The organism is Anaerostipes stercorihominis, assembly GCF_057535655.1.
In genome coordinates this window covers 54,714-81,120 of sequence record NZ_BAAJCL010000005.1, presented here as the reverse complement: position 1 = coordinate 81,120, position 26,407 = coordinate 54,714, and the positions used below count along the sequence as shown (strand labels likewise).

The following is a 26,407-nucleotide window of genomic DNA, read 5'->3' as shown; positions in this document are numbered from 1 at the left end:
GTAAACACAAATGACAGGTACATTTTGGGCAATTCTTCCGCCGGTGATTGCCATTGTTTTAGCATTGATAACCAAGGAGGTTTATCTGTCACTGATGGTTGGAATTGTATCAGGTGCACTGATGTTCCATGGATTTCACCCGATCAAAGCTATGGATACGATTTTTGAGATTATGGGAGAGAAGATCGGAGGAAATTGTGATATTTTAATATTTTTAGTTCTTTTGGGAATCCTGGTGGCTCTGATTACAAAATCAGGAGCCTCCAGGGCATACGGCAAATGGGCGGCTCAGGCGATCCGGACAAAGCGTCAGGCATTATTTGCAACGGTATGTTTGGGAGTTGTTATTTTCGTGGATGATTATTTCAATTGTCTGACCGTCGGAACTGTCATGCGCCCTGTGACAGACAAATATAAAGTTACAAGAGCAAAGCTTGCATATGTAATTGACGCCACCGCAGCTCCGGTCTGCATTATTGCGCCAATTTCCAGTTGGGCAGCAGCTGTGGGATCATCCCTTCCGGCAGGAAGCAATATTGACGGATTTACACTGTTTTTAAATGCAATTCCATTTAATTATTACGCGCTTCTGACTCTTGTGTTTTTGACTTTTTTGATTATAACAAATATTGATTTTTCAAAGATGAGGCAATATGAAAAAGAAACGTTTTTGGCAGAGCAAAAAGAACAGGATCATGAGGACGTGCCGATCGTAGGGCATGGGCAGGTCAAAGATTTGATTTTGCCGATTTTCTTTTTGATTGTTTCCTGCATTGGCTTTATGCTTTATACAGGAGGTTTTTTTAACGGTGCAGGGATTGCAGAGGCATTTGCAAATTGTTCCAGTGCAAGAAGTCTGGTGCTGGGGTCTTTTCTGACTTTGATTTTTACGTTTCTATTGTATATTCCAAGAAAGATTCTTGCGTTTGTTGATTTTTGCGGAAGTTTTGCACAGGGATTTAAGGCGATGACATCCGCAATTATGATTTTGTGCCTTGCATGGTCCCTCTCCGGAATTTGCGGTGAGGAATATTTAAATATTCAGGGCTTCGTAAGGGATGCAGTGGGAGGAAGTACGATGGCAGTGATTGTGATGCCGATCTTATTCTTTGTGATCTCTTTGGGCCTTGCTTTTGCTACGGGAACTTCATGGGGGACGTTCGGAATTCTGATTCCTATTTCTGTAACGGTTTTAAGTGGAGATTATATGATGATGTCTGTCTGTGTCGGTGCAATTCTGGCAGGTGCAGTCTGCGGTGACCATATATCTCCGATTTCAGATACAACGATTCTTTCTTCTGCGGGAGCACAGTGCAGACATATTGACCATGTTGCAACGCAGATGCCATATGCAATGATTGTAGCAGCCTGTGCAAGTGCAGGTTATATTGCGGCAGGCCTGACCTCCAATGGATATTTGGGACTTCTGACAGCAGCTGTTGTGCTTGCGGCAGCGATGACAGTGATTGTAGTATTAGAAAAGCGGAGATGATAGAATGGAAGAGCTTTTGATGTGTAAAAAATCAGAAATGGCAATGAGAGAAATTCGCAGAGTAATTCTTGGGAAAGATTTGACGATTCGTCAGGTGATGACAGCCATTCTTGCCGGAGGTCATATTTTGATTGAAGATATTCCCGGTGTAGGAAAGACAACCCTTGCGTTGGCGTTTTCCCGGGTTCTGGGCTTAGAGTACCAAAGAATTCAATTTACGCCGGATGTTATGCCGACAGATATTGCGGGATTTTCTGTTTACCGGCAGGAGACAGGAAGGTTTGAGTATCAAAAAGGCGCGGCAATGACCAATCTTTTGCTGGCAGATGAGATAAACCGGACATCACCGAAGACTCAGGCGGCGCTTCTGGAAGCGATGGAAGAGGGGAAAATCACAGTGGATGGTGAAACCAGAGAGCTTCCGAAGCCTTATATTGTAATTGCAACACAGAATCCTCTGGGGTCGATCGGAACACATTCTCTTCCGGAATCTCAGCTGGATCGTTTTATGATTCAAATCTCTCTGGGGTATCCTGATCGGGAAAGTGAGGTGGCAATGCTGCGGCAGGGCAGTGTTAATGTCACGATTGATGAGATTCGGGAACAGATTTCCATGGAAGAGCTTCTGACGATCCGCCAAGAAGTAGAAACAATTTTTGTTCATGAGGATATTTTAAGGTACATTGTAGAGATTGCAAATCGAACAAGAACTGCCAAGGATTTGGAGCTTGGCATCAGTCCGAGAGGGACGATCGCGCTTTTGCAGATGGCAAAGGCCAATGCCTATCTCTCCAATCGCAATTACGTTATTCCTGAAGATGTAAAAGAAGTGTTTTTGGCTACAATCGGACATCGCGTGATCAAAAGCAAGGAAGCGCGAATTCAGAAAAAAAACAGAAAAGAAATTCTGAGAGGAATTTTGAGAACCGTTCCGCTGCCGAAGGGAAATCAGAAAGGTTAGATATGTATTTTTTTGTTATTGTACTGGGAATTGTTTATTGGGTCATTTACGGGAATTGGATTGGAGGATGCCTTTCGGCATCCTTATTTCTTATTCTTTTGTTTTCTGTTTATTGCTGCAGAAAAGAAAAGGACCAGGTAGATATGATGATGGAAACTGAGGAGCAAATCATTACGGAAGGAGAAGCAATTCGGCTGTATTTTAAGGTTTCCGGCGTACAATTTATGAATTCCAGATCTTTTGAACTGGATTACACGGTGGAATCTATGCTTCGAGGGAAAAAGAAGAGAAAGACAATGCGGTTTGCGTTCGGAAAGCAAGAACCGGAGGTTGTCTTTGTAAAGAACATGAAGCTGTGTGACGGATACCGAATACGGGTTACAACGCTTCGTTGGAAGGATTTAACCGGACTCTATCAGCAAAAAAAAGAGATGCAAAAGGAAGTTCAGATTCTTGTTATGCCCAAGAGATTTTCCATGGAGACAATGAGTAAAAAACTGACAGAACAAAAGCTGTGTGAACAGGGATTTGAATACGATGGAATCCGACCGTACCGGGAAGGGGATAGAATTTCCAGGATTCATTGGAAACTGTATGCCGGAAAAGGAGATCTTCTTGTTCGCAAGGAGGAGGAAGATTGGAATCCGACAGAAATATGTGTTGAGATATCGGGATTGAAAGAAAAGGATATTTCCAGCTATTTTTCGGCGTTTTATTCTGTTTCGGGATTTTTGCTGGATGAAGGAATTTCACAGAAAATTTATTTTGGAAACAGCTGTTTTCAATTATCACATATGGAACAGTATGAAGAGCTGTTTACAAAAATATTTCAGGAAGATCTGAAATATCCGGTATCAAAGAGCCATCCGGAGGCATTAAAGATTGATATCGGAGATGGAAAACAGGCAATGGAAGATTATTTATATGATATGGAGATAGAATGATAGGCGTTAAGAAGAAAGTAATAGAATATCTGATGCTGGCACTGATTTTTGCATCTGTAATTCAGAGTATTTTTGCTGGATTCCAGATTCGCCAGTACCACGTGGTTTTGGTATTCATAAGCGCTGCGATTCTTTTGAGCAGCTGTATTTTGATGGATTGGACCAAGTGGACGTTTGTGGGGTATGGAATCATCTGCGCGATCTTTTGGCTGGCAGGGAAAACAGAACTGATGAATGGATTTCGAGTCATAAGCAATAAGATGGCAGATGCAATTAACCAGAGTATGGACTTGGGTTTTTATTATTATGTGTCAGTGAATTTTGAACATAGCCGGAGAGACAGCGTTCTGGCGATTTTATTTTTCTTTTTTGCAGCAGGGATTTTGCTTGGCCTCCTTCGGTATAAACCACTTCTTTTGTTTTTGGTAACCGGAATATTTGAATGTGCGGTTTTGATACTTGCCCCGTATGGGATTTCTTCTGCTTTTTTTGCTTTTTTAGGAGCCTGGATGGCATATTTCGGACTGAGAAAGAAAAAAATGTATTTCGGCTTCAGCTTGGCGGCATTTTTTTTGCTGGCGGCAATCCCTTTATATTTTTATGACCAAATACAGACGCCAGAGGATACATGGATCAAAAGAGAAGCATTGATACAGGTGCGGCAAATCACACAGGGAGAAGAATACAGTGCGGCGGGTGGAATTGGAAATGGCGAGATTGGAAGAGTGGGGCAAGTTTCTCCGTCCGGTACAAAGCTGTTTCAAGTTTATGCCCAGGAGAAAGGAACTCTTTATTTAAAAGGTTATACCAGCGGAAATTATAAGAATGGAATTTGGAAAGCATCAAAAGAAGAACCTTTGATTTATGGAGGGGAAGCCGCGTTGGATCTTCCGTTTTTATTTCCGGATCTTCGGCTGGACGAGTTGGTAACACCGAAGAAGCGGTGGTTTTTGAATGATCAGGATCTGTCAATTCATTATCAGAAAAAGCAGGATCAAAATCTTTTAATGCCGTATTTTTCGGAAATAAATGGAGTCGAAGGAGTTGCAGCCGGGGATACCAATCTTGTGAGAAATGGACAGAGTTTGGATGTTCAGGTTCATTATTATCCAATGAACAATGTACAGAAAATGCTAAAACTTGATGGATTGGTATCGGAAAAACTGCTTTTGGGACAGCAGGAGACGCCTTTAGAGGAAAATTATTTTCGGGCAATGGAGGAATATCAGTCGTACATTGAGGAGCGGTATTTACAAGTGCCAAAAGACATCAAACATTTCCTCGAAAAAAAGGGTCCGAAACGAAAGAACGGGGCATCTCTTGCAGAAATTTCCTCAGGAATCATTCGATATTTCAAGACGCAATATTCTTATACATATCGTCCGGGACTGACTCCGGAGGGAAAGGACCCGGTATTATATTTTTTGGAAGAACAAAAAAAGGGGTTTTGTACACAATTCGCATCAGCTGCAGTTTTTCTGTTTCGCGAAGCGGGAGTTCCGGCAAGGTATGTGGAGGGATATAAGATTCAAAGCAGTCAGTGGGAGGAAGGAGTGGCTCAGGCAACAGATTACGACGCACATGCATGGGCAGAAGTATATGTAAAAAACGTGGGGTGGGTCCCGGTGGATGTATCCGGTGAGACATCCGGACTTCAGGGATACAAAAAAGTTCAGAGAATGGAAAAGAAACAGAATTTAAAACAGAATCGGGAAAATGTTGTAACAAATGTAAGAAATTTTGTGTTTCTTCTTGCGGGAGCAGGAATGGTTGGATGTGCGGTCTATATTATAAAAATGTTACGAAAAAAACAACAATGGAAACTTTGGAATAATCGAGAAAAAGTTTTATACTATAAAACACTTATAAAGAAATATGACAGCAACTGGGAGAATTCTCCGAAAAATAAGGAAACTGCTGATCGAATTGCATTTGAAATTATTAGAAAAGCGGAATATAGTTCTTTTGATCTGGAGGATCGGGAGGTGAATCTGGTGAAAAGGCGTTTAGACGTGTTAAGGAGAAAAAACAAAAATGTTACAAAAATATTAAACAGAATGAAATAATTTTAAATAATTATTGACAAATATGTATTTGTGGTGTAGAATGTTAAAAGATCAAAGATAGAAATGAAATAAATAATAGAATTGATAATTAACAGGAGACATTATGAAACAGGTAATTGTAAGACTATTCGTATGTATGTTGGTAGCAGGAGCAGCATTTACAATGACGGTACATACAAAAACATCAGAAGTTCAGGCGGCAGGCAAAGGACAGAAAGTTGTAAGATATGCAAAGAAGTTTGTAGGTAATAAGTATCGTTACGGCGGAACAAGTCTCACAAGAGGAGCAGATTGTTCAGGTTTTACAATGGGCGTATATAAGAGATTTGGAAAGAGACTTCCACATTCTTCCAGAGCTCAGAGAAGGTATGGAAAAAAAGTAAAAAATCTGAAAAAAGCAAAAGCAGGAGATTTAATTTGCTACAGTGGTCATGTGGCTATTTATATGGGAAACAATAAAATTGTTCATGCAAGTAATTCAGCCCCGTATCCAAGAGGCGGAATTAAAATTTCCAATAACGCGAAATATCGTAAAATTATTACGATTCGGAGAATTGTAAAATAAAAAATTCGGAAGCATTTCAAGAGGGAAATGCTTCTTTTTTTATGACAGCGATGAGCCAAAGTCCGGGCCTGCCCGAGATCCTGGTGATCGCTTACAATCCCGGAATGTGCCTTTTGGCACTTCCGGTGATTACATGATCAAGGTAAGTCGTTATTACCCTGCGGGATACGTAGAGAAAAAACTGATGAGGAGGGTAGATGAATATGGAACTTCGGGTACTGGAATATTATCTGATGGTGGCAAGAGAAGAAAATATAACAAAAGCGGCGGCATTGCTTTACAATTACTCAGCTAATTTTATCCAGACAACTAGTGCAGATGGAAGAGGCATCAGTTTTTATCGCCGTTGATGAAATGTTTTATAGAATTTTTGAGAAATGCTGAAAAGGCTATGAGTCGGTTCAAAAGAATTTTATTGCTGGGAGTATTTGGGGTGGCTGTCATTTTGTCAGGCTGTCAAAATCAGGAGTCGGATGAAAAAAACAAAGCAGATCATCAGGAAACAAAGAATAAAAAAGAGTCCATGGAAAAGACGAAAAAAGATCGGAGGAAGAAGATGAGAATTCAAATAGAATCCAACGGCAAAAGAACGGTGTTTGAATTAAATAACAGTCGGGCGGCAGGACATTTAGCAAGCCCCCCCCCAGTGGAAATCAAATTCCCGCAGAGGAAGAACGGATCAGGTTGCTGCCGGCAAATATGATTCCATGGAGCAGCAGTATTTGCTGATTGTAAAAAGAGTACGGGATCTGGCTGAAAAATATCAATGCAAGATCTCTCAAATTTCTCTTGCGTGGCAGTGGGCAAAAGGAGTGACAGCTCCGATTTTAGGTTCTGCAAAAGCTCGATATTTTGATGATGGGGCTGGAGCATTGAATGTAAAGCTTACACAGGAAGATCTAAATTATCTGGAAGAGCTTTACAAGCCGCGTCCGATTGTGGGAGCGATTGATAAAAATCCAAAACAGAATGTTATGCTTTTGGATGAAAAAAATAAAGTCGTTTTTTGTTTTATACGTAGATTTGAAGAGCAGCCATTTTAGTATCGGCACAAAACTCTCCTTTGGGACATAACTTGACATAGGGAAACTTAACATATTATAATTTTAAAAAAGAGTATGTTAAGAGAATAAAAGGAGAAAATAATGAAGATAAGTCCAAGAGTGAAAGATTTTCTGTGTTTAACAGCACACCCGCAGGGATGCAGGAAAAATGTTGCAGATCAGATAGCCTATGTCAAAGAAAAAGGGTCAATTCCCGGAAATGCAAAAAATGTGCTTGTGATTGGATGCTCTACCGGTTATGGGCTTGCCTCTCGGATTGTGGCAGCCTTCGGAGGTCAGGCAAAGACACTGGGCATCATGTTTGAACGTCCGTCCAATGGAAAAAAAACGGCGAGTCCCGGATGGTATAATACAGCAGCATTTGAGGACTTTGCTCGGGAAGAAGGCTTATATGCAAAGACGATCAACGGAGATGCTTTTTCAGAGGAAATTAAGAATCAAACCATTGAGACCATTCGGAAAGATTTCGGGAAGGTGGATTTGGTAGTGTATAGTCTCGCTGCCCCAAGAAGAACTGCTCCGGATGGAGTAACCTATCGCTCCGTATTGAAAACGACGGGAGATATTTTTACAAATAAAAATTTAAATCTGAAAGATCAGACCATTGAAGAGAAAAGTATTCCAGCTGCTACTGAGGAAGAAGTGCATGATACGGTAAAAGTCATGGGCGGAGAGGACTGGAAGCTTTGGATTCAGGCGCTGAAAGCAGCAGATGTGTTGTCCGACGATGCAGTGACTGTTGCATATTCTTATATTGGTTCAGAGCTTACCTATCCAATTTATTTTGAAGGAACCATTGGAGCTGCAAAAAAACATCTTCATGCTGCAGCGGATGAAATTCAAAAAGAGTGGAATGTGCGTGCCTTAATTTCAGTCAACAAAGGGCTGGTAACTCAGGCGAGCGCCGCAATTCCTATTGTTCCGCTTTACATGTCGCTTCTCTATCAGGTAATGAAGGAGAAGGGGCTTCACGAAGGATGCATTCAGCAGATCGAGCGATTGTTTCAAGAAAAGAAATTAATGGCGGATACCGAGGTGGACGAAAACGGATGGATTCGTCTGGATGACTGGGAACTTCGCAGGGATGTTCAGGATGAAGTAAAACAGCGTTGGGAAGAAATTTGTTCTGAAAATGTAAAGCAATTGGCAGATCTTGACGGATATTGGAAAGATTTTTATCAAATGTTTGGATTTGAAGAAGAAGGAATTGACTATGATGCAGATGTAAATCCGATTGTGCCGATTTCCAGCGTGGAAGATTAAATGACAGATACAGAAATTATTATTACAAAAATTGAGGGTTTTCTAGTGAGTACCTATATGTCTTTTGGAAAACCAGTAGAATTCCAATGCATTTCTCCAGAGGAAGACTGTCAGGTTGGAGATATTTACCTTGGGGTTGTTAAAAATATTGTAAAAAATATTAAAGGTGCGTTTGTTGAATTTCATGACAAACAGATTGGGTTTCTTCCAATGCGACATAGAAATTTAAAAGCAGGGGATGAGGTTGTCGTTCAGATCAAAAGAGAGGCAACCAAAGAAAAAAAGCCGATGCTTTCTGATCGGCTGGAGTTGTCAGGAAAATATTTGGTACTGACATCAGATAAAACTGCAGTGGGGATTTCAAATAAAATTCGAGAAAGGCAAAAGCGGGAAAAATTAAAATCTATGGCACAGCCTTTGACTACGGAGGAATATGGCTTTATCTTAAGAACCAGTGCAGCTCGTGCATCGAGAGAAGAGGTCGAAAGAGAAGCACAGGAACTCTCGGAGAAGTATCATCAAATTCTTGCAAAGAAAGAATATCGGTCACCGGGGCAGCTTTTAGAAAATAACCGAAGGCTTTCGGATCATTTGTTATTTGGCTTTGGGGCAGAAGATGCTGTAGCTGTGGTGACGGATCAGCAGGCGCTTGCAGAAACCTTGCATGAGGAAGGTTATACCGTGCAGTGTCTTAACAGCGAATCCGGAGATATTGAACGGCGTTATCGGATTCGTCATTATTTAAGAGAGGCTTTAAGCCGAAAAGTTTATATGAAGTCAGGCGGGTTTTTATATATTGAACAAACAGAAGCGATGGCAGTGATTGATGTAAATACCGGAAAATCCATCGGAAAAGACGGGAAGGAAGAACATATCCGCAAGATCAATTTGGAGGCTGCAAAAGAAATTGCCAGACAGATTCGGCTTCGGAATTTATCGGGAATTATTATGGTTGACTTTATTGATATGCAGTCTGAGGCAGATCAGCAAGAACTTCTTCACAGAATGCAGGAATATCTCAATCAGGATTCTAAGAAAGCTGTGGCAGTGGATATTACAAAGCTGGGACTTATGGAAATTACGAGAAAAAAGCAAAGAAATCCAATTTTTCAACAAATAAATCTTGACATCTTGAATGAATCCTGATATCATAACAAGGTATGCCGCACAGCGAGGTTTAAGTATGGAAATCACCGAAGCTGGCGAGATTGATAATAGGAGGTGCCGTGATGTACGCAATTATCGCAACAGGTGGAAAACAGTATAAAGTAAGTGAAGGCGATGTGATCAAAGTAGAGAAACTTGACGCTGAAGTCGGAGCAAAAGTTACATTTGACGATGTGCTTTTAGTTGGCGGAGATACTGTAAAAGTTGGAACACCTGCCGTTGATGGAGCGAAAGTTGAAGCTTCTGTTGTAAGCGAAGGCAAAGGAAAAAAAGTCATTGTTTACAAATATAAGAGAAAAACTGGATACCATAAAAAGAACGGTCATAGACAGTTATTTACGCAGGTTAAAATTGATCGTATCGTTGGATAGGATCTGAGGATAGAGTGATGACAAAGATAACATTCTATCAGCGCGGAGATGGAACTTTTCAGGGGTTTGATTCGCGAGACCATGCCGGATATGGCGAAGAAGGACAAGATCTTGTCTGTGCTGCAGTATCCGCCTTGGTTATAAATTTTGTGAACTCACTGGATGAACTGACAGAAGATCAGTATCAGATCGAGGTGAACCAGGAGACAGCAGAAATTAACGTAGTATTTACGGAAGAACTTTCTTTGGAAGGAAGTTTGTTATTAAGATCACTGATTCTTGGTCTGACTTCCATTGAGAAGGAGCAGGAACAGTATTTAGATGTAATCTTTAAGGAGGTGTGACTAAAATGATGAAAATGAACCTTCAATTTTTCGCTCATAAAAAGGGAATGGGTTCTACAAAAAACGGTAGAGACTCAGAATCTAAGAGATTAGGTGCGAAAAGAGCTGACGGACAGTTTGTAAAAGCTGGAAATATTCTTTACAGACAGAGAGGAACAAAGATTCATCCTGGCGTTAATGTTGGACGCGGCGGGGACGATACTTTATTTGCACTGGCAGATGGTATTGTTCGTTTCGAGAGAAAAGGTAGAGATAAAAAACAGTGTTCTGTACATCCGGTTGCGTAATTGCAAAGGTAGTACAGATCCGCAGAGATTCAGCAATCGCGGCTTCAAATTCATATTTGGAGCCGTTTTTATATAATTAGAGTTAAAGCGAAGCAGATCCCAGAAGTAAAATTGAGGGATGCAGCAATTCAGTGGACTTGTTCGCTTTGTTTTGATATAAAAAATTTTCCTGAAGAAGAAAGGATAAAGGAATGTTTGCAGATAGAGCTAATATTATTCTCAGATCCGGAAAAGGCGGCGATGGCCATGTTAGTTTCCGAAGAGAGCTGTATGTGCCGAATGGCGGACCGGACGGCGGTGACGGCGGACGCGGCGGCGATGTTATTTTTGTTGTAGATGAAGGAATCAATACGTTATCCGATTATCGCCATAAACGAAAATTCAAAGCCGGGGATGGTCAGGAAGGCGGCAGAAGAAGATGTCACGGAGCAGACGGCGCTGACATTATTTTAAAGGTTCCGGCAGGGACTGTGGTAAAAGAGAAGGAATCAGGAAAAGTAATTCTGGATATGTCAAATAAAAAGGAGCCGGTTGTTCTCTTAAAAGGCGGACGTGGAGGAAAAGGAAATCAACATTATGCAACTCCCACAATGCAGGCTCCCAAATATGCTCAGCCGGGCGGAAAAGCACAGGAGATCGAGGTTACGCTGGAATTGAAAGTGATTGCGGACGTAGGGCTGGTAGGTTTTCCGAATGTGGGGAAATCTACATTCTTGTCAAGAGTTACCAATGCAAATCCGAAGATTGCCAATTATCATTTTACCACCTTGAATCCCAATTTGGGTGTGGTTGATATGGACGGTCAAAAAGGATTTGTCATTGCTGATATTCCGGGGATTATTGAAGGGGCGTCAGAAGGTGTTGGGCTTGGATTTGAGTTTTTGCGCCATATTGAGCGAACAAAGGTCATGATTCATATGGTAGACGGAGCCTCTGTGGAAGGACGAGATCCTATTGCCGACATTCATGCAATTATGGATGAGCTGAAAAAATACAATGAAGAAATTTTGGAACGCCCTCAGGTCATTGCGGCCAATAAGATGGATGCAATGGCACCGGAAGATCGGGAAATAGTTATAGATCTTTTGAAAGAGGAGTTTGAACCAGAAGGAATTCAAATCTTTCCAATTTCTGCAGTCAGCGGAGAGGGCGTGAAAGAACTCTTGTGGCATGTGCAGGGATTATTGGAAACGCTGCCAAAGGGCGCTACAGAATTTGAACAGGAATACGAATTAAACTTTGGAGAAGAAGAAGGTGGAATTATCGTCGGACATCCGGAGGAAGGGGTATATACGATTGAAGGACCGAAAGTAGAAAGGATGCTTGGATATACCAATTTGGAATCGGAACGGGGATTTGATTTCTTCCAAAAATTTATGAAAGAAAATGGTGTCATTGAACAGCTGGTAGAACTGGGAATCGAAGAAGGCGATACGGTGCGTCTCTATGATTTGGAGTTTGATTATTACAAATAGGGAGGAAACCATGACAAGTAAACAAAGGGCGTATTTAAAAAGTCTTGCTATGAATATCAATCCGATTTTTAATATCGGAAAAGGAAGTATTTCACCGGAATTGGTGGATGGTGTAAGAGATGCTTTGGAAGCCAGAGAGCTGGTAAAAGTAGGAGTTCTTCAAAATTGTATGGATGATCCGAAAGATTTGGCGCAGATACTTGCAGAGCGCACAAGATCACAGGTAGTTCAGGTGATTGGGAAAAAGATTGTGCTATACAAAGAATCAAAGCAGAATCGAAAAATTGAATTGCCAAAGGCTGAAAAATAAGAACTGGGAGATGAAATGAAAAAGATAGGAATTCTCGGAGGAACCTTTAATCCCATTCATTTTGGGCATCTGATTCTCGGACAATCTGCCAAAGAAGAGTTTGCTTTGGATCAGGTTCTTGTGATGCCGACAAAGAATCCGGCATATAAAACAATTTCCGGAAAAGTTACGGAGCAGAATCGAATTGATATGATAAATCTTGCGATTTCGGATTTTCCGTATTTTACATTCAGTGATTTAGAATTAAGGAGAGCGGGGACTACTTATACAGTGGATACGCTGCGGGAATTAACGCAGAAAAATCATGACAGTAAATATTATTTTATTATGGGAGCGGATTCCTTATATCAGATTGAAACATGGAAGGATCCGGATCAGATTTTATCTATGGCGGATATCTTAGTTGCCACGCGCAATGATTCCAGAAGTGCTCTGGATGCACAGATTGACTATTTGGAGGATAAATATAATGGAAAAATTTATCATTTAAATAGCCCAAGCATTGAAATTTCATCCCATCAGCTGAGAAAGCGAAGAAAGGCAGGGCAGAGCCTTCATTTCTTCCTGCCGGAACAGGTAATCGAATATATAGAAAGAAATGATTTATATGAAGGTAATGGAAATAGAGAAGAAGCTTAAAAAAATTTTGAAACCGGAACGTTACCGGCATACTCTGGGAGTCGCCTATACGGCAGCTTCTATGGCAATGGTTTTTGACGAAGATCTGGAAAAGGCATATCGCGCCGGTCTGCTGCATGATTGTGCAAAAGGATTTTCGCTGGAGGAACAAAGGGATTTATGCCGGAAGTATGGTCTTTGCCTGGAAGGGGCTCTGACGGACAGCCCCCAGCTGATGCACTCGGCACTGGCTCCTTTTCTTGCGAAGAGTGAATATGGAGAACATGACTCAGAAATTCTCAGTGCAGTGAGATACCACACGACAGGGAGAATGGCGATGTCGCTTTTGGAACAGATTGTATTTATTGCAGATTATATTGAGCCCAACCGTAAGATGATTCCAGGGTTATCTGAGATTCGGAAACTTGCGTTCTGTGATCTTGAGAAATGTACTTATAAAATCTTGACCCGGACAATCGCATATTTGAAACAATGCGGACAGAAAATAGATCAGGGAACAGAAGAGACCTGTCAGTATTATGAGATGAAAACAAGGCATGAGACAAAAGGATGGTGAAATTATGGAACAATCATTAAAAATGGTAAAAATCGCATATAAAGCATTGGACGACAAATTGGCAGAAGATGTGAAAGTAATTGATATTCGTGGAATTTCAGTGGTTGCGGATTATTTTATAATTGCGGATGGCACGAATAAAAATCAGGTTCAGGCAATGGTGGATAATGTTCAGGAAGAACTGTTTAAGGCAGGGTATGAAATGAAGCAGATGGAAGGATACCGACAGGGAAATTGGGTGCTTCTGGATTTTTCTGATATTATCATTCATATTTTTGATAAAGAAAATCGTCTGTTCTATGATTTAGAGAGAATTTGGAGAGACGGAAAAGAAATTTCTCTGGGGGAATTGAATTTGAATTTATAGATGCACATGTATGGTTGCCATACGTTGTAAAAACGATTGTACAGACGGGATTGAAAGAAAATGGGGAGAAAAAAGTAAAAATGTCTTATATTTTTTAATAGGAGCGATTCTATTGGAGTTGATTGCGACCAGTTTGTTAAAATATATGGAAGGCTTCACAAAACTTTATCCTACCATGGGCTGTATTGTTCTCTATACCATTTGTTTTGCGTGCTTGGCAAAAGCGATTCCCAAATTGAATCTCGGGACTGCCTATGCGACATGGTTCAGAGTCGGAATTGTTGTGACAACATGCATTTCTGTGTTCGTATTAAAAGAACATATGTCTCCGGTCGGTGTGTTGGGAATTGTACTGATTGTAATTGGAAGTGTAATTCTAAATCTATTTGGAAATGTTCATTAGAATTTTTATAAAAATTACAGAGAAAAAGCGAAAAAATCATGGATTGTTTTATCCATGATTTTTGCACGTTTGGAATATAGTTTCGTATAATGTGATAAAATTACTTCATAGAACGATATAAGCCGACAACTTTTCCGATAATTGATATTTTGTCGGTAAGAATCGGTTCCATGGCGTCATTTTCAGGCTGCAGTCTGTAATATCCGTCTTCTTTATAAAATGTCTTAACTGTGGCGGAATCATCTATCATAGCCACTACAATATCCCCGTTCTCTGCAGTATCCTGTTGTTCCACAATTACCATATCGCCGTCATAGATACCGGCATTGACCATACTTTCCCCCCGGACATGGAGCATAAAAGTATCTTTGTTGCTAATAAAGTCAGGCTGCATCGGAAAGTAGTCCTCGATTTGCTCCACTGCCAGGATCGGCTGTCCGGCAGTGATGGTGCCGACAATCGGAATATGTACGATCTCACGTCTTGATAAATTAAAATCCTCATCTATAATTTCAATCGCTCTCGGTTTGGTGGGATCTCGCCGAATATATCCTTTTCGTTCCAGGGTTTCCAAGTGAGAATGGACAGAAGAAGTAGACTTTAATTGAACGGCTTCGCAAATCTCACGAACGGCCGGCGGGTACCCTTTATCCAGAATGCGGTGTTTGATAAATTCTAAAATTTGCTGCTGCTTGCTGCTTAACTGTTCTCTTGCCATAAGATCCTCCGTATTGATGTCTGGAATCCGGCAGGATTTTGATACATCTGCAAGACTCCGTAATATTTCCTATTTATATATAAACTACGATTATCATACCATAGATTTCCTTGAGAAACAAGTGTTCCCGAACAAAGTTTCGGAAAAATGATTGACAAACGAATGTTCGAGCATTATAATGGTAATAGAAACAAATGTTCGGCTGCACAAAGGAGGAATTCAGAAATGAGTATGAAATGGAAGTTTGCAGTTATTGTATTATTGACGTTGGTCATGTTTTTGGCGGCGGGGTCCGCAGTTTTTGGAAATCGTTCTGTTGTGGATGCAAAAGGAAGTGCGCAGAAGAGGTTTACAAGCATTCAGGTTCAGAGAGGAGATTCCCTCTGGTCGATTGCCAGAGAATATATGGGAGATGAATATGGCACTGTTGAAGATTATATACAAGAGGTCTGTGATACCAATCATATTTATGATGAGCAGATACAGGAGGGAATGTACTTGGTAATCCCATATTATGAAATGAAGTAAGAGGAAAAAACCGATCCCGATGATATCAGCCTTTGAGTCTGATTTTTTGGGATCGGCAGATTGACCGGATGATTTTATGTATCAGCGCTTGGATGGATATTTATGGAAGGAAGCCACAGCACTGTTATATACAGCTTTTCCATAGTTGGATAAATTTGCGTTCATCTTCTTTGCTTCAGACTTATTGGAGATAAATCCGATTTCTGTCAATGTGGAGGCTGTCTTCGTATGGCGAAGTACTGCCAAGCCGGTTCGGTTTACCAGTCCACGGTTTTTAAAGCCTGTGGCAGAGCGAATATACGGATGGATTACAGAAGACCATCTGTAGCTGGTAAGACCGGAAGTGGATTTGTAGCCTTTTGAGTTGTAAAGCGTTTCTGTACCGGTTGCACTGGAGCCTGCAGAGTTGATATGTACACTGTAAAATCTGTCTGCTCCCACGTTATTTGCAAGATCGGAGCGTTCAGTCAGACTCGGGTAAGTATCGGACAGACGCGTGTAATATACTTTGATGCTCGAATCCTTATCAAAATATCGTTTTGCTTCCTGTACAATTTTTAATGTCATGTTTTTTTCTTTGTATCCATAAGAGACTGCACCGGAATCAGACCCGCCATGACCGGCGTCCAACACAATAATTTTGCGGTAAATAGATTTTGGAGAAGCATAGCGAACTTTGATATAGTCATTGGTTTGTGTAACTTGGTATGCTTTGATTACTTTTTTTCGAGGTCGAATATAGATCTTCGTGTATCCTCCGGTATATTTTACCGAATAGGAATAGAAATCAGAATCCGGGGTAATATAGCGGTTTTGAGAATTTGAATAAAAAGAAGAATAATTCCCTTTTATATTTACAATAAGCCGCCGATTGTGATAATCATCTGTCGTTGTAATACTGTTGGAGGACAATCCGGAAGGTTTTGACAGCCGAACGTATTGCTCACCTTTGTTCGCTGCGGTGGAGGAATTTGAAGAAGAGCCTCCTGTGTTTTTTATAGAAAAACTTCCGGTATAAGATCTACTGTTCCATGAATATTGGAATCCTAAATGTTTGGCACAGAATTCTCCGGGAACATAGATGTAGCTTTTTTTCTGACGGTAAGAATAGACTTTGCGAGCCGGAGTCGGCATTTTTGTTTTTTTACCATTCACATAAGCGTATTTGCTGCCGCGTTTCATAGTGATTTTTTTGGAGCCGCGTTTTAAGGTAATATTCCATGTTTTGGATGAATAAGAGTAGGAAACGCCCAACCCCTTTTTGAAAACATAGTGGGCAGAATACATGGATGTATTTGAACGAACGAAGCCAGGTGCTTTGGTTTTCAAAGTCTTTCCTTTGTACATGGCCCCGCGAGCTTTCTTTTTTTGCTTTTTTCCTGCAATTTTTAGAGTATAGGTTCTTTTTGCAGTTGCATATGGCGCCGCAGACACCTGGGCCGGAGATGCCATACCTAAGAGTGATACTATAGATAATCCTGTGATAAATAGCTTTTGTAATTTCATTTTCATCTTCCTTTCCGATAAATCGTAACATATTTGTAATACTATTGCAAGAAAAAAGAACCTCAAAAGAGAGATTCTTTTTATATTGTTCCGTTAATAATTGTTTTGCTTTATTAGAAAGAATGACAAATTGCCTGATAGAGATTTGAACCAATGGTGGAAGTTCTGGAGTTGATTCTGGAAGCTTCGGTTTTATTGGAGATAAATCCCATTTCAACCAGTGCAGTAGTCATTTTTGGTCCATTCAGAACTGCCAGATCTGTACGATATTTCAGCCCGCGATTGTAGGAACTGCTCTTAGAGTAACCCATTCCCTGCAAAGCATAGGTCTGAATGGTATTTGCATAAGTTTTATAAGTTTTATACAGTGTTTCCGTACCCTTTGCACTGGAGCCTGCAGAGTTAATATGTACGCTAAGGAAACGGTCTGCACTCACCTCGTTTGCCATTTTGTAGCGATACGACAAACTTGGATACCAGTCAGATAATCGAGTGTAATAAACTTTGTAGGTAGAATTTTTATCAAAGTTGGCTTTGATGCTTTGTACGATTTTCAGTGTCATATTTTTTTCATAATAACCGCTTCCGACTGCGCCGGAATCAGAACCGCCATGTCCGGCATCGACGACGATTACTCTCTGAAACATACTTTTCGGTGCTGCATATTTTACATAAATGTAGCTGGATGTCTGTGTTACGCTGAATCCTTTGATAGATGAAGTTTTTAAATCAATATAAGTTTTTCCGCCGCTGTAAGAAACACTGTAGGACAAACTATCTTTGATGGTTCGGTTTGCAGAAGACGAAAAATGAGTTTTATAATTTCCGCTGATGATCAGGCGAAGCCGTTTGTTCCAATAATCATCATCCGCAGTAACTTTAGAATTACTTAATTCGCTTGGCTTTTTAATCCGAACGGAATAATTACTGGAAGAGGCCGTTATTTTTGTTTTGCTGCCCAATGTAATAGAAGAACTTCCGCTGCTGGAGTTGCTGCCGGATGAGGAGCTGCCTCCGCTTGAAGTTGGTTTTGTAATGAGCCCTGATAACAGGCGGTTATTCCAGGTATAGTTTAATCCTAATTTTTGACAAACAATTTCTCCGGGAACCATAATATAGTTTTTCATTCGGTTATAGGAATAAACTTTTCTGGGAGCCACCGGGAGTGTGAAAGATTTTCCATTTAACGTTGCTTTCTTGCTGTCCAGAGTCATTACAACTGTATTGGAACCTCTCTTTAGAGTGATCTTCTTTGTCTTGCTGCTATAGCTGTACTTTGTTCCCAGTGAAGAACATTTCCCAAAGATCCAATATGCGGAATACATCGAAGTCGATCCGTCAAGAAATCCTGGCATGTTTGTTTTGATTACAGAGTTATTATAACGTGCATTGAGCGAGGTTTTATTGTAAACCTTGTTGGTGCTGGTATATTTAATTTTAATAGTTCCTCCGGCAGTCTCAGAAGATGGAAGATAAAAATTTCCGGTCTGTTTGCTGGAATTCCATGTATATCCCAGTCCGAGATATTTTGCACAAAAAGCTCCCGGAACATAGATATAATTTTTTTTCTGAGCGTAAGAATAAACTTTACGAGCCGGAGTCGGAAGTGTCTTTTTGCTTCCATTAACATAAGCATACTTGCTGTCCAGAGTAAATACAATTTTTTTGGAACCGCGATTTAAAGTCACCTTTTTTGTTTTTGATGAGTATTGATAGGAAGTTCCGAGTGCTTTTGTCTTTTTAAATACATAATAGGCAGAATACATGGATGTATTAGAGCGGACAAATCCAGGAGCTCTTGTTTTAATTGTAGAACCCTGGTATGCTGCAGCTCGTGCTTTTTTCTTTTGTTTTTTGCCGGCAATTTTTAACGTATAGGTTTTACCAACAGAAGCATAGCCTGCCGCCGTGATTGGAAGGGCTACAGATAAAATTAAGACAGCTGCAAGTAAAAATGATAAAACTTTTTTTGATTTCATTCGATAAGTCTCCCCTTTCTTCGTTTAAATTGTAGCATATTTGTAATAATATTGCAATAAACTTAAAAATAATTTAACAAAAAGAGGATATCGATCTGAGGAGAGGTGATTTTATTACAAGATTTGCAATGGGATGAAATGAAGTGTAGTTCTATTTCATCCCATTTGCAGATAGAAGAGAGATGTTGCATAGAATTAAAAAGAATTGCAAATTGCCCGATAAAGGCTTGTACCGATGGAAGTGGTGCGGGAATTAATTCTGGAAGCTTCGGTTTTATTAGAAATAAATCCCATTTCTACCAATGCGGTTGTCATCTTTGGTCCATTTAACACTGCGAGATCGGTTCTGTATTTTAAGTTACGATCATAAGATCCGTTTTTTGCATATCCCATTGCTGATAAGGCTTCGGTTTGAATGGTTTGTGCGTAGGTTTTATAATTTTTGTAGAGTGTTTCTGTTCCTTTTGCTGCCGGATTCTCAGCGGAATTAATATGTACGCTTAAGAATCGGTCAGCATTTACCTCATTCGCCATTTTATAGCGATAAGAAAGAGACGGATACCAGTCGGAAAGTCTGGTGTAGTAGACCTTATAAGTACTGTTTTTGTCAAAGGATGTTTTCATGCTTTGGACAATTTTTAAAGTCATATTTTTTTCAGCGAATCCAGAACCTGTTGCTCCTGAATCCGAGCCACCATGACCTGCATCAATGACAAGAACACGTTGGAACATGGATTTCGGTGCAGCATATTTGACATATATATAGGAAGAAGTTTGTGTGATGCTAAATCCTTTGATGGAGGAAGTTTTTAGATTAATATAAGTTTTTCCGCCGCTGTAGGAAACACTGTAAGTCAGAGGTTCCCGGATGGTACGGTTGGAAGCGGAAGAAAAATGCGAACGGAAATCTCCATTGATGATAATCTGCATTCTCTTGTTCCAATAGTCATCGTTAGCGGTAATAGATGAGGCATTTAAGCCGGAAGGCTTCTTGATTCGGATGGAATAATTGGATTCAGAAGCCGTGATCTTTGTGCCAGGTCCGGAATTGGAAGGAGTGGATGGAGCCGGTGTATTATTGGAAGTATTGCTGCTGTTTCCAGATGGTTTAGAAATCAGTCCGGATAATAAACGGTTATTCCAGCTATACTGGAGCCCTAGTTTTTTTGCTATAATATCTCCTGGCACCATAATATAATTTTTCTTTTTTGCAATATAACGAATTTTCCGAGGGGCTGCCGGAAGAGTAAATTTTTTTCCATTTAATGTGGCAGTTTTTTTATTAAGCGTCATTACGACAGTGTTAGAGCCTCGTTTTAAAGTAATACGCTGATTTTTTCCTGAATAAGAATATTTTGTGCCAAGGGAAGAACAGCGCCCAAAAATCCAATATGCAGAGTATAAAGAAGTGGAACCGTCAATAAAGCCCGGCATATTGGTTTTAATAATTTTGTTGTTGTAACGAGCGTCAATGGCTTTTTTGGAATAAGATTTTTTATTGTGAGTGTATTGAATTTTGAAAAACTTTCCCGCTTTTACTGCTGCCGGAGTGGTGGCAGTGCCGGAAAAAAGAATCAGGACGGAAAGTCCAAAACATAGTAATTTCTTTTTTAACATAATGAATCCCCTATCATTTATTTTTTTTCATTATATTATGTTTTTCGCAGGTTTTCAACGAAAAGATAGATTTACCATTAGTTTCATGAAATTTTATTTCCATTCTGTCAATAAATGTGTTATTCTATTATATAAGTTCGATTTTTGGAGATTATTGTAATTTTGTCCAGAGATCGAATTATTTTGAACTCTAGGAGTATGAAATGAAAGCACATGATGATTTTCGACAGGGATTGGTGGATGGAATTCCCATTGGATTGGCATATGTTGCGGTGTCTTTTGCCTTCGGAATTGCGGGATCGTCAAAAGGAATTCCTGTTTGGGCCTTAACCCTGATTTCAGCCACCTGTCTGACATCTGCAGGGCAGTTTGCGGCAATTATTTCCATGACAGCAGGAGGGAGTCTTGTCGAGCTGATTTTATCGCAGATTATTATTAATTTAAGATATTCTATTATGTCCATCGCGATCGGACAGAAATTGGTGGAAAGCGCCACGAACTGGAACCGATGTTCCATGGCGTTTGCGGTTACAGATGAAATTTTTGCGGTTTCCTGTGGAAGACCGGGAGAAATTACACCGAGATATTTTTACGCTTTGATGTCAATTCCCTGGATTAGCTGGACAGTGGGAACTTTCCTGGGCGCCACAGCCAGTGAAATTCTTCCGGTGGTCATAAGAAATGCGCTTGGAGTCGCAATTTACGGGATGTTAATTGGAATTATCGTTCCTCCGGCAAAAACCAACCGTCCGATTGTGGCGGTGATCTTAATTTCTGTGTTGATCAGTCTGATGTTTCAGTATCTTCCAGGATTATCTCAGGTTTCCAGCGGTTTTGTGATTATTATCTGCACACTGATTGCCGCATCCATTGGGGCCATTTTATTTCCGGTAGAAGGAGAGAAGACGGATGAAGATTAGTACGCTTTTGTTATATATAGCAGCGACGGCAATTTCTACTTATCTAATAAGAGCAATTCCGTTGGCAGCAATCCAGAAAAAGATTGAAAATCGTTTTTTTCGGTCGTTTTTATTCTATGTTCCATATGCTGTCCTGGCATCTATGATTATACCGGCAGTTTTTTATGCGACGGGAGATATGGTGGCATCAGCAATTGGATTTGCAATTGCTGTGATTTTTGCATATAATGAAAAAAATATCGTAACAGTTGCATGTGCCAGCTGCCTTGGAGCACTTTTGGTTTTGCTGTTGAGAGGCTGAGTATGACGAGTTGCGATATATTGATATAAGAAAGTATGATAGAAAAGGAGGACGATATGAATTGTAATTTAGCAGTGATCAAAGGAGATGGAATTGGTCCGGAAATTGTTACAGAAGCTATGCGTGTTTTAGATGCGGTTGGAGAGGCATTTGGACACACTTTTTCTTATAAGCAGATTTTGATGGGCGGAGCTTCCATTGATATTCACGGGAAACCATTAACAGAAGAAGCATTAGAGATTGCCCGAAGCAGTGATGCGGTGTTGATGGGATCGATTGGCGGGAATACCAGCACATCGCCATGGTATCAATTGCCGGCAGAGTTAAGACCGGAAGCCGGTCTTTTGAAGCTTCGCAAATCTTTGGGATTGTTTGCCAATATACGTCCGGCATATTTGTATGATGAGTTGAAGCAGGCATGCCCGCTAAAAGATGAGATCATAGGTGATGGTTTTGATATGGTAATTATGAGAGAGCTCACTGGAGGACTTTATTTTGGGGAGAGATCCACGAAAGAAGTTCATGGGGTGAAGACAGCCGTGGACACTTTGTCCTATAATGAGAAGGAGATTCGCAGGATTGCAGTGAAAGCTTTTGACATTGCAAGGAAACGCAAACGACATGTGATTAGTGTTGACAAAGCCAATGTTTTGGATTCCTCCAGACTTTGGAGAGCTGTGGTGGAAGAGGTTGCAAAGAATTATGAGGATGTGACGTATGAACATATGCTGGTAGATAATTGTGCAATGCAGCTTGTAAATAATCCGGGGCAATTCGATGTGATTTTAACAGAAAATATGTTTGGGGATATTTTGTCCGATGAGGCAAGTATGATCACAGGTTCCATCGGAATGTTGCCTTCTGCGAGTCTGGCGGAAGGAAACTTTGGTTTGTATGAGCCAAGTCATGGATCAGCACCGGATATTGCCGGGAAAGATATTGCCAATCCGATCGCGACGATTTTATCTGCTGGGATGATGCTGAGATATTCGTTTGATCTGGATGCGGAAGCAGATGCTGTAGAAAAAGCAGTGAAAGAAGTTCTTGCGGAGGGATGGCGTACCGTTGATATCATGTCTGAGGGAATGAAGCAGGTTGGATGTAAAGAAATGGGTGAAAAAATCATTGAAAAAATTAAATAAATTTTGCTGATAATTAGGAGGTAATTATGGGAAATACATATACAGAAGGAGAAGCATTTGCTCCTCAGAGATCATTGTTTCATGCATTAGGCTATACAAAGGAAGAGATGAGGAAACCTCTTGTTGGGATTGTTAGTTCGTATAATGAAATTGTACCGGGACATATGAATCTTGACAAAATTGTGGAAGCTGTTAAAATGGGTGTGGCAATGGCAGGCGGAACACCGGTAGTATTTCCGGCAATTGCGGTCTGCGATGGAATTGCGATGGGGCATATCGGCATGAAGTATTCTTTGGTGACTCGTGACCTGATTGCCGATTCCACAGAATGTATGGCATTGGCGCATCAATTTGATGCACTGGTTATGGTACCAAACTGTGATAAAAATGTACCGGGGCTTTTGATGGCTGCGGCCCGTGTCAATGTACCCACAGTGTTCGTCAGTGGCGGACCAATGCTCGCAGGGCGCGTAAACGGATGCAAAACCAGCTTATCGAGTATGTTTGAGGCGGTCGGCTCCTATGCTGCAGGGAAAATAACAAAAGAAGAGCTGGACGAATTTGAAAATAAAACATGTCCAACGTGCGGTTCCTGTTCTGGAATGTACACTGCCAATTCGATGAACTGTCTGACGGAAGTTTTGGGAATGGGGCTTCAGGGCAACGGTACTATTCCGGCAGTTTATTCTGAGAGAATCCGCCTTGCAAAGCACGCGGGAATGAAAGTTATGGAGCTGTTGGAGAAAAATATCAGACCGAGAGATATTATGACGGAAAAAGCATTTGAGAATGCGCTGACGGTGGATATGGCTCTTGGATGTAGTACAAACAGTATGCTTCATCTCCCTGCGATTGCCCATGAAGCAGGGGTGAACTTGGATCTGGAGAAAGCCAATGAGATTAGTGCGAAAACACCAAACTTATGTCATTTGGCTCCGGCAGGCCGAACATATATTGAAGAGCTGAATGAAGCAGGCGGAGTGTATGCAGTGATGAATGAACTTAATAAGAAGAATTTGCTGCACACAGATCTTATAACGGTAACAGGAAAGACGGTTCAGGAGAATATTGAAGGATGTGAGAACAAAGATCCAAATGTAATTCGTCCGATTGAGAATCCATACAGCCAAACAGGAGGAATTGCCGTGTTAAAGGGAAACCTTGCACCGGATTCCGGCGTGGTGAAACGCTCCGCAGTAGCGCCTGAGATGTTGAAGATGGAAGGACCGGCGCGAGTCTTTGATTGTGAAGAAGATGCAATCAAATCAATCAAGGGCGGAGAAATTAAGCCTGGGGATGTGGTTGTCATTCGTTATGAGGGACCGAAAGGCGGACCTGGCATGCGTGAGATGCTGAATCCAACCTCAGCGATTATGGGAATGGGACTTGGCTCCAGTGTGGCATTGATTACAGACGGCAGATTTTCCGGGGCGTCCAGAGGAGCGTGCATCGGACACGTTTCGCCGGAGGCAGCAGTTGGCGGACCGATTGCATTGGTAGAAGAGGGAGATATCATTGCCATTGATATTAATGCAAATTCGTTGAATTTAAAGGTATCCGATCAGGAGATGGCAAAAAGAAGAGAAAATTGGAAACCAAGAACACCAAAGGTAACTTCAGGATATCTTGCCAGATATGCTTCGCTTGTTACATCTGGAAATCGCGGGGCAATTTTAGAGATCAATCAGAAATAGAATTAGGAAAGAGGTCAAAAGATGAAACAATTGACAGGGGCTCAGATTGTTTTGGAATGTTTAAAAGAGCAGGGTGTGGATACGGTATTTGGGTATCCGGGCGGAGCCATTTTAAATATTTATGATGAACTGTATAAACAAAAAGATACATTTACCCATATTCTGACTTCTCATGAACAGGGGGCGTCCCACGCGGCGGACGGGTATGCCAGATCCACCGGAAAAGTGGGCGTTGTGTTTGCAACCTCCGGTCCGGGAGCTACAAATATTGTGACCGGGATTGCTACGGCGCATATGGACTCTGTGCCGGTGGTTGCCATTACATGCAATGTGGGAGTCAGTCTTCTTGGAAAAGACAGTTTTCAAGAGGTTGATATTTCGGGGATCACGCTTCCGATCACAAAGCATAATTTTATTGTAAAAGATATTGAAGATCTTGCGGATACTATAAGACGGGCTTTTAAAATTGCAAAAAGCGGAAGACCGGGACCGGTGTTGGTTGATATTCCGAAAGATGTTACTGCGGCAAAAACGGTGTATCAAAAAGAAACACCGAAAAGAATTATACGATCCAGCGAACTGATTCGTGAGATGGATATCCAGACGGCAATTCGGATGATTGAGGAGGCAAAAAGGCCCTATGTATTGGTGGGCGGCGGAGCCGTAATTTCGGATGCGGAACAGGAATTAAGAGAATTTGTGCAAAAGGTCCACTGTCCGGTCTGTGATACATTGATGGGAAAAGGTGCGTTTGACGGTTCTAATGATTTATATACAGGTATGATTGGAATGCATGGCACGAAGACATCGAATCTCGGAGTATCAAACTGTGATCTCTTAATTGCAGTGGGTACTCGCTTCAGTGACAGAGTGCTGGGAAATCCAGATACCTTCGCAAAAAACGCGGCAATTCTTCAAATCGACATTGACCCTGTGGAAGTGAATAAAAATATTAGAACCCCGGCGTATATCATAGGGGATATTAAGGCGGTTCTGACAGTGATAAATCGGCGTCTGACGCAGCAAAACCATGACGCTTGGGTGAAAGAGATTGAGGAATACAAAGAAAAATATCCAATGACGTACGAAAAAGGCAGATTGACTTGTCCTGAGATTGTAGAACAAATTTATGAGATGACAAAAGGCGAGGCAATTATTACAACAGAGGTTGGACAGCATCAGATGTGGGCGGCGCAATTTTATAAGTATGATCGTCCAAGAAAGCTGCTGACATCCGGAGGTCTCGGAACCATGGGATATGGTCTTGGAGCCAGCCTTGGAGCGAAAGTCGGAAATCCGGACAAAGTTGTGGTAAATATCGCGGGCGACGGATGTTTTCGCATGAACCTGAATGAGCTTGCAACGGCGTCACGATATAACATTCCGGTTATTGAAGTTATTATAAATAATGGAGTTCTCGGAATGGTAAGACAATGGCAGGATTTATTTTATGAAGAAAGATACTCATATACAACGCTGCAGGATTCTGTTGATTTTGTGAAAGTTGCAGAAGGATTTGGAGTTGCAGCAAAGAAAATTACGCATATTGAGGAATTTAAAAAAGCGTTTCAGGAAGCGCTGGATGCGGGGAAGCCGACCGTCTTGGACTGCCATATTGATTTAGATGATAAAGTATGGCCGATGGTAAATCCGGGAGGCTCGATTGAAGAAGCATTTGATCAATCAGATTTGGAAGGTAAAAAATAATATAATTTTAAATAAAGGAGA

General features: G+C 41.0%; 28 protein-coding genes and 1 pseudogene. 25 read left to right on the top strand and 4 right to left on the bottom strand.

All coding sequences use genetic code 11. From position 1 onward, the window contains the following. Positions 1-10 precede the first annotated feature (10 nt). From AC27EF_RS07155 to AC27EF_RS07065, 19 genes and pseudogenes are all read left to right on the top strand, one after another. Positions 11-1,492 carry a Na+/H+ antiporter NhaC family protein gene (locus AC27EF_RS07155; protein WP_487109933.1) on the top strand — a complete coding sequence of 494 codons (1,482 nt, stop codon included), beginning with the start codon at positions 11-13 and terminating at the stop codon, positions 1,490-1,492. A gap of 4 nt (positions 1,493-1,496) precedes the next feature. After that, entirely contained in the window at positions 1,497-2,453 is a 957-nt protein-coding gene (locus AC27EF_RS07150) for an AAA family ATPase (RefSeq protein WP_487109931.1), read from the top strand. A 2-nt stretch (positions 2,454-2,455) separates the two neighbouring features. Then, positions 2,456-3,397: a DUF58 domain-containing protein gene (locus AC27EF_RS07145; protein ID WP_487109929.1), complete on the top strand. Its 942-nt coding sequence runs from the start codon at positions 2,456-2,458 to the stop codon at positions 3,395-3,397. After that, positions 3,394-5,463 carry a transglutaminase domain-containing protein gene (locus AC27EF_RS07140; RefSeq protein ID WP_487109927.1) on the top strand — a complete coding sequence of 690 codons (2,070 nt, stop codon included), beginning with the start codon at positions 3,394-3,396 and terminating at the stop codon, positions 5,461-5,463. Before AC27EF_RS07145 ends, AC27EF_RS07140 begins: the two co-directional genes overlap by 4 nt. A 103-nt stretch (positions 5,464-5,566) precedes the next feature. Continuing rightward, the gene (locus AC27EF_RS07135; RefSeq protein WP_487109925.1) at positions 5,567-6,028 is read left to right on the top strand and encodes a C40 family peptidase; all 462 of its coding nucleotides are present in this window, start codon (positions 5,567-5,569) and stop codon (positions 6,026-6,028) included. Between the two features lie 203 nt (positions 6,029-6,231). Further along, positions 6,232-6,355, top strand: a pseudogene (locus AC27EF_RS07130) (LysR family transcriptional regulator); the annotation flags it as partial. Positions 6,356-6,419: 64 nt separating this feature from the next. Beyond that, complete coding sequence (locus AC27EF_RS07125) at positions 6,420-6,731, top strand: hypothetical protein (RefSeq protein WP_487109924.1); 312 nt, start codon at positions 6,420-6,422, stop codon at positions 6,729-6,731. A 19-nt stretch (positions 6,732-6,750) separates the two neighbouring features. Beyond that, complete coding sequence (locus AC27EF_RS07120; protein ID WP_487109922.1) at positions 6,751-7,071, top strand: aldo/keto reductase; 321 nt, start codon at positions 6,751-6,753, stop codon at positions 7,069-7,071. Positions 7,072-7,173: 102 nt separating this feature from the next. After that, the gene (gene fabV / locus AC27EF_RS07115; RefSeq protein ID WP_487109920.1) at positions 7,174-8,355 is read left to right on the top strand and encodes an enoyl-ACP reductase FabV; all 1,182 of its coding nucleotides are present in this window, start codon (positions 7,174-7,176) and stop codon (positions 8,353-8,355) included. Beyond that, positions 8,356-9,501 carry a ribonuclease E/G gene (locus AC27EF_RS07110; protein WP_487109919.1) on the top strand — a complete coding sequence of 382 codons (1,146 nt, stop codon included), beginning with the start codon at positions 8,356-8,358 and terminating at the stop codon, positions 9,499-9,501. It abuts the gene before it with no gap. Between the two features lie 83 nt (positions 9,502-9,584). Then, positions 9,585-9,893 (top strand): 50S ribosomal protein L21, encoded by a 309-nt coding sequence (rplU, locus tag AC27EF_RS07105; protein ID WP_487109917.1) that lies wholly within the window; start codon positions 9,585-9,587, stop codon positions 9,891-9,893. Positions 9,894-9,910: 17 nt separating this feature from the next. Continuing rightward, positions 9,911-10,237 (top strand): ribosomal-processing cysteine protease Prp, encoded by a 327-nt coding sequence (locus AC27EF_RS07100; protein ID WP_487109915.1) that lies wholly within the window; start codon positions 9,911-9,913, stop codon positions 10,235-10,237. 5 nt (positions 10,238-10,242) lie between these two features. Then, positions 10,243-10,524 (top strand): 50S ribosomal protein L27, encoded by a 282-nt coding sequence (gene rpmA, locus AC27EF_RS07095; RefSeq protein ID WP_487109913.1) that lies wholly within the window; start codon positions 10,243-10,245, stop codon positions 10,522-10,524. A gap of 191 nt (positions 10,525-10,715) precedes the next feature. Further along, positions 10,716-11,999 carry a GTPase ObgE gene (obgE, locus tag AC27EF_RS07090; protein WP_487109911.1) on the top strand — a complete coding sequence of 428 codons (1,284 nt, stop codon included), beginning with the start codon at positions 10,716-10,718 and terminating at the stop codon, positions 11,997-11,999. A gap of 10 nt (positions 12,000-12,009) precedes the next feature. After that, entirely contained in the window at positions 12,010-12,309 is a 300-nt protein-coding gene (gene yhbY / locus AC27EF_RS07085) for a ribosome assembly RNA-binding protein YhbY (RefSeq protein ID WP_487109910.1), read from the top strand. A 15-nt stretch (positions 12,310-12,324) separates the two neighbouring features. Then, positions 12,325-12,948 carry a nicotinate-nucleotide adenylyltransferase gene (nadD, locus tag AC27EF_RS07080; RefSeq protein ID WP_487109908.1) on the top strand — a complete coding sequence of 208 codons (624 nt, stop codon included), beginning with the start codon at positions 12,325-12,327 and terminating at the stop codon, positions 12,946-12,948. Further along, a complete protein-coding gene (gene yqeK / locus AC27EF_RS07075; protein ID WP_487109907.1) occupies positions 12,908-13,504 on the top strand; it encodes a bis(5'-nucleosyl)-tetraphosphatase (symmetrical) YqeK in 597 nt (198 codons plus the stop codon). Before nadD ends, yqeK begins: the two co-directional genes overlap by 41 nt. A gap of 4 nt (positions 13,505-13,508) precedes the next feature. Continuing rightward, positions 13,509-13,871 (top strand): ribosome silencing factor, encoded by a 363-nt coding sequence (gene rsfS / locus AC27EF_RS07070; RefSeq protein ID WP_487109906.1) that lies wholly within the window; start codon positions 13,509-13,511, stop codon positions 13,869-13,871. 10 nt (positions 13,872-13,881) lie between these two features. Continuing rightward, entirely contained in the window at positions 13,882-14,274 is a 393-nt protein-coding gene (locus AC27EF_RS07065; protein WP_487109905.1) for a DMT family transporter, read from the top strand. 100 nt (positions 14,275-14,374) lie between these two features. Here AC27EF_RS07065 and lexA read toward each other — a convergent pair whose 3' ends face one another. Next, complete coding sequence (gene lexA, locus AC27EF_RS07060) at positions 14,375-14,992, bottom strand: transcriptional repressor LexA (RefSeq protein ID WP_487109904.1); 618 nt, start codon at positions 14,990-14,992, stop codon at positions 14,375-14,377. Between the two features lie 225 nt (positions 14,993-15,217). Between lexA and yneA the strand changes: the two genes are divergently transcribed. Further along, positions 15,218-15,520 carry a cell division suppressor protein YneA gene (gene yneA / locus AC27EF_RS07055; RefSeq protein ID WP_487109902.1) on the top strand — a complete coding sequence of 101 codons (303 nt, stop codon included), beginning with the start codon at positions 15,218-15,220 and terminating at the stop codon, positions 15,518-15,520. An 81-nt stretch (positions 15,521-15,601) separates the two neighbouring features. Here the strand turns inward: yneA and AC27EF_RS07050 are convergent, their stop codons facing one another. The 3 genes from AC27EF_RS07050 to AC27EF_RS07040 all read right to left on the bottom strand — a co-directional run bounded on the left by AC27EF_RS07050 (position 15,602) and on the right by AC27EF_RS07040 (position 20,622). Next, entirely contained in the window at positions 15,602-17,026 is a 1,425-nt protein-coding gene (locus tag AC27EF_RS07050; protein ID WP_487109900.1) for an N-acetylmuramoyl-L-alanine amidase, read from the bottom strand. 113 nt (positions 17,027-17,139) lie between these two features. Further along, positions 17,140-19,005: an N-acetylmuramoyl-L-alanine amidase gene (locus AC27EF_RS07045; protein WP_487109898.1), complete on the bottom strand. Its 1,866-nt coding sequence runs from the start codon at positions 19,003-19,005 to the stop codon at positions 17,140-17,142. A gap of 195 nt (positions 19,006-19,200) precedes the next feature. Then, complete coding sequence (locus tag AC27EF_RS07040) at positions 19,201-20,622, bottom strand: N-acetylmuramoyl-L-alanine amidase (RefSeq protein ID WP_487109896.1); 1,422 nt, start codon at positions 20,620-20,622, stop codon at positions 19,201-19,203. 203 nt (positions 20,623-20,825) lie between these two features. Between AC27EF_RS07040 and AC27EF_RS07035 the strand changes: the two genes are divergently transcribed. The 5 genes from AC27EF_RS07035 to ilvB are packed head-to-tail and all read left to right on the top strand — an operon-like array spanning position 20,826 to position 26,386. Next, positions 20,826-21,542 (top strand): AzlC family ABC transporter permease, encoded by a 717-nt coding sequence (locus tag AC27EF_RS07035; protein WP_487109894.1) that lies wholly within the window; start codon positions 20,826-20,828, stop codon positions 21,540-21,542. Further along, positions 21,532-21,843, top strand: a complete 312-nt coding sequence (locus AC27EF_RS07030; RefSeq protein ID WP_487109893.1) for a branched-chain amino acid transport AzlD family protein — start codon at positions 21,532-21,534, stop codon at positions 21,841-21,843. Before AC27EF_RS07035 ends, AC27EF_RS07030 begins: the two co-directional genes overlap by 11 nt. A 56-nt stretch (positions 21,844-21,899) precedes the next feature. Then, positions 21,900-22,985 carry a 3-isopropylmalate dehydrogenase gene (leuB, locus tag AC27EF_RS07025; protein ID WP_487109891.1) on the top strand — a complete coding sequence of 362 codons (1,086 nt, stop codon included), beginning with the start codon at positions 21,900-21,902 and terminating at the stop codon, positions 22,983-22,985. Positions 22,986-23,011: 26 nt separating this feature from the next. Next, on the top strand, positions 23,012-24,679 hold the full coding sequence (gene ilvD / locus AC27EF_RS07020; RefSeq protein ID WP_487109889.1) for a dihydroxy-acid dehydratase: 1,668 nt from the start codon (positions 23,012-23,014) through the stop codon (positions 24,677-24,679). 21 nt (positions 24,680-24,700) lie between these two features. Beyond that, positions 24,701-26,386 carry a biosynthetic-type acetolactate synthase large subunit gene (gene ilvB, locus AC27EF_RS07015; protein ID WP_487109887.1) on the top strand — a complete coding sequence of 562 codons (1,686 nt, stop codon included), beginning with the start codon at positions 24,701-24,703 and terminating at the stop codon, positions 26,384-26,386. Positions 26,387-26,407: the final 21 nt, after the last annotated feature.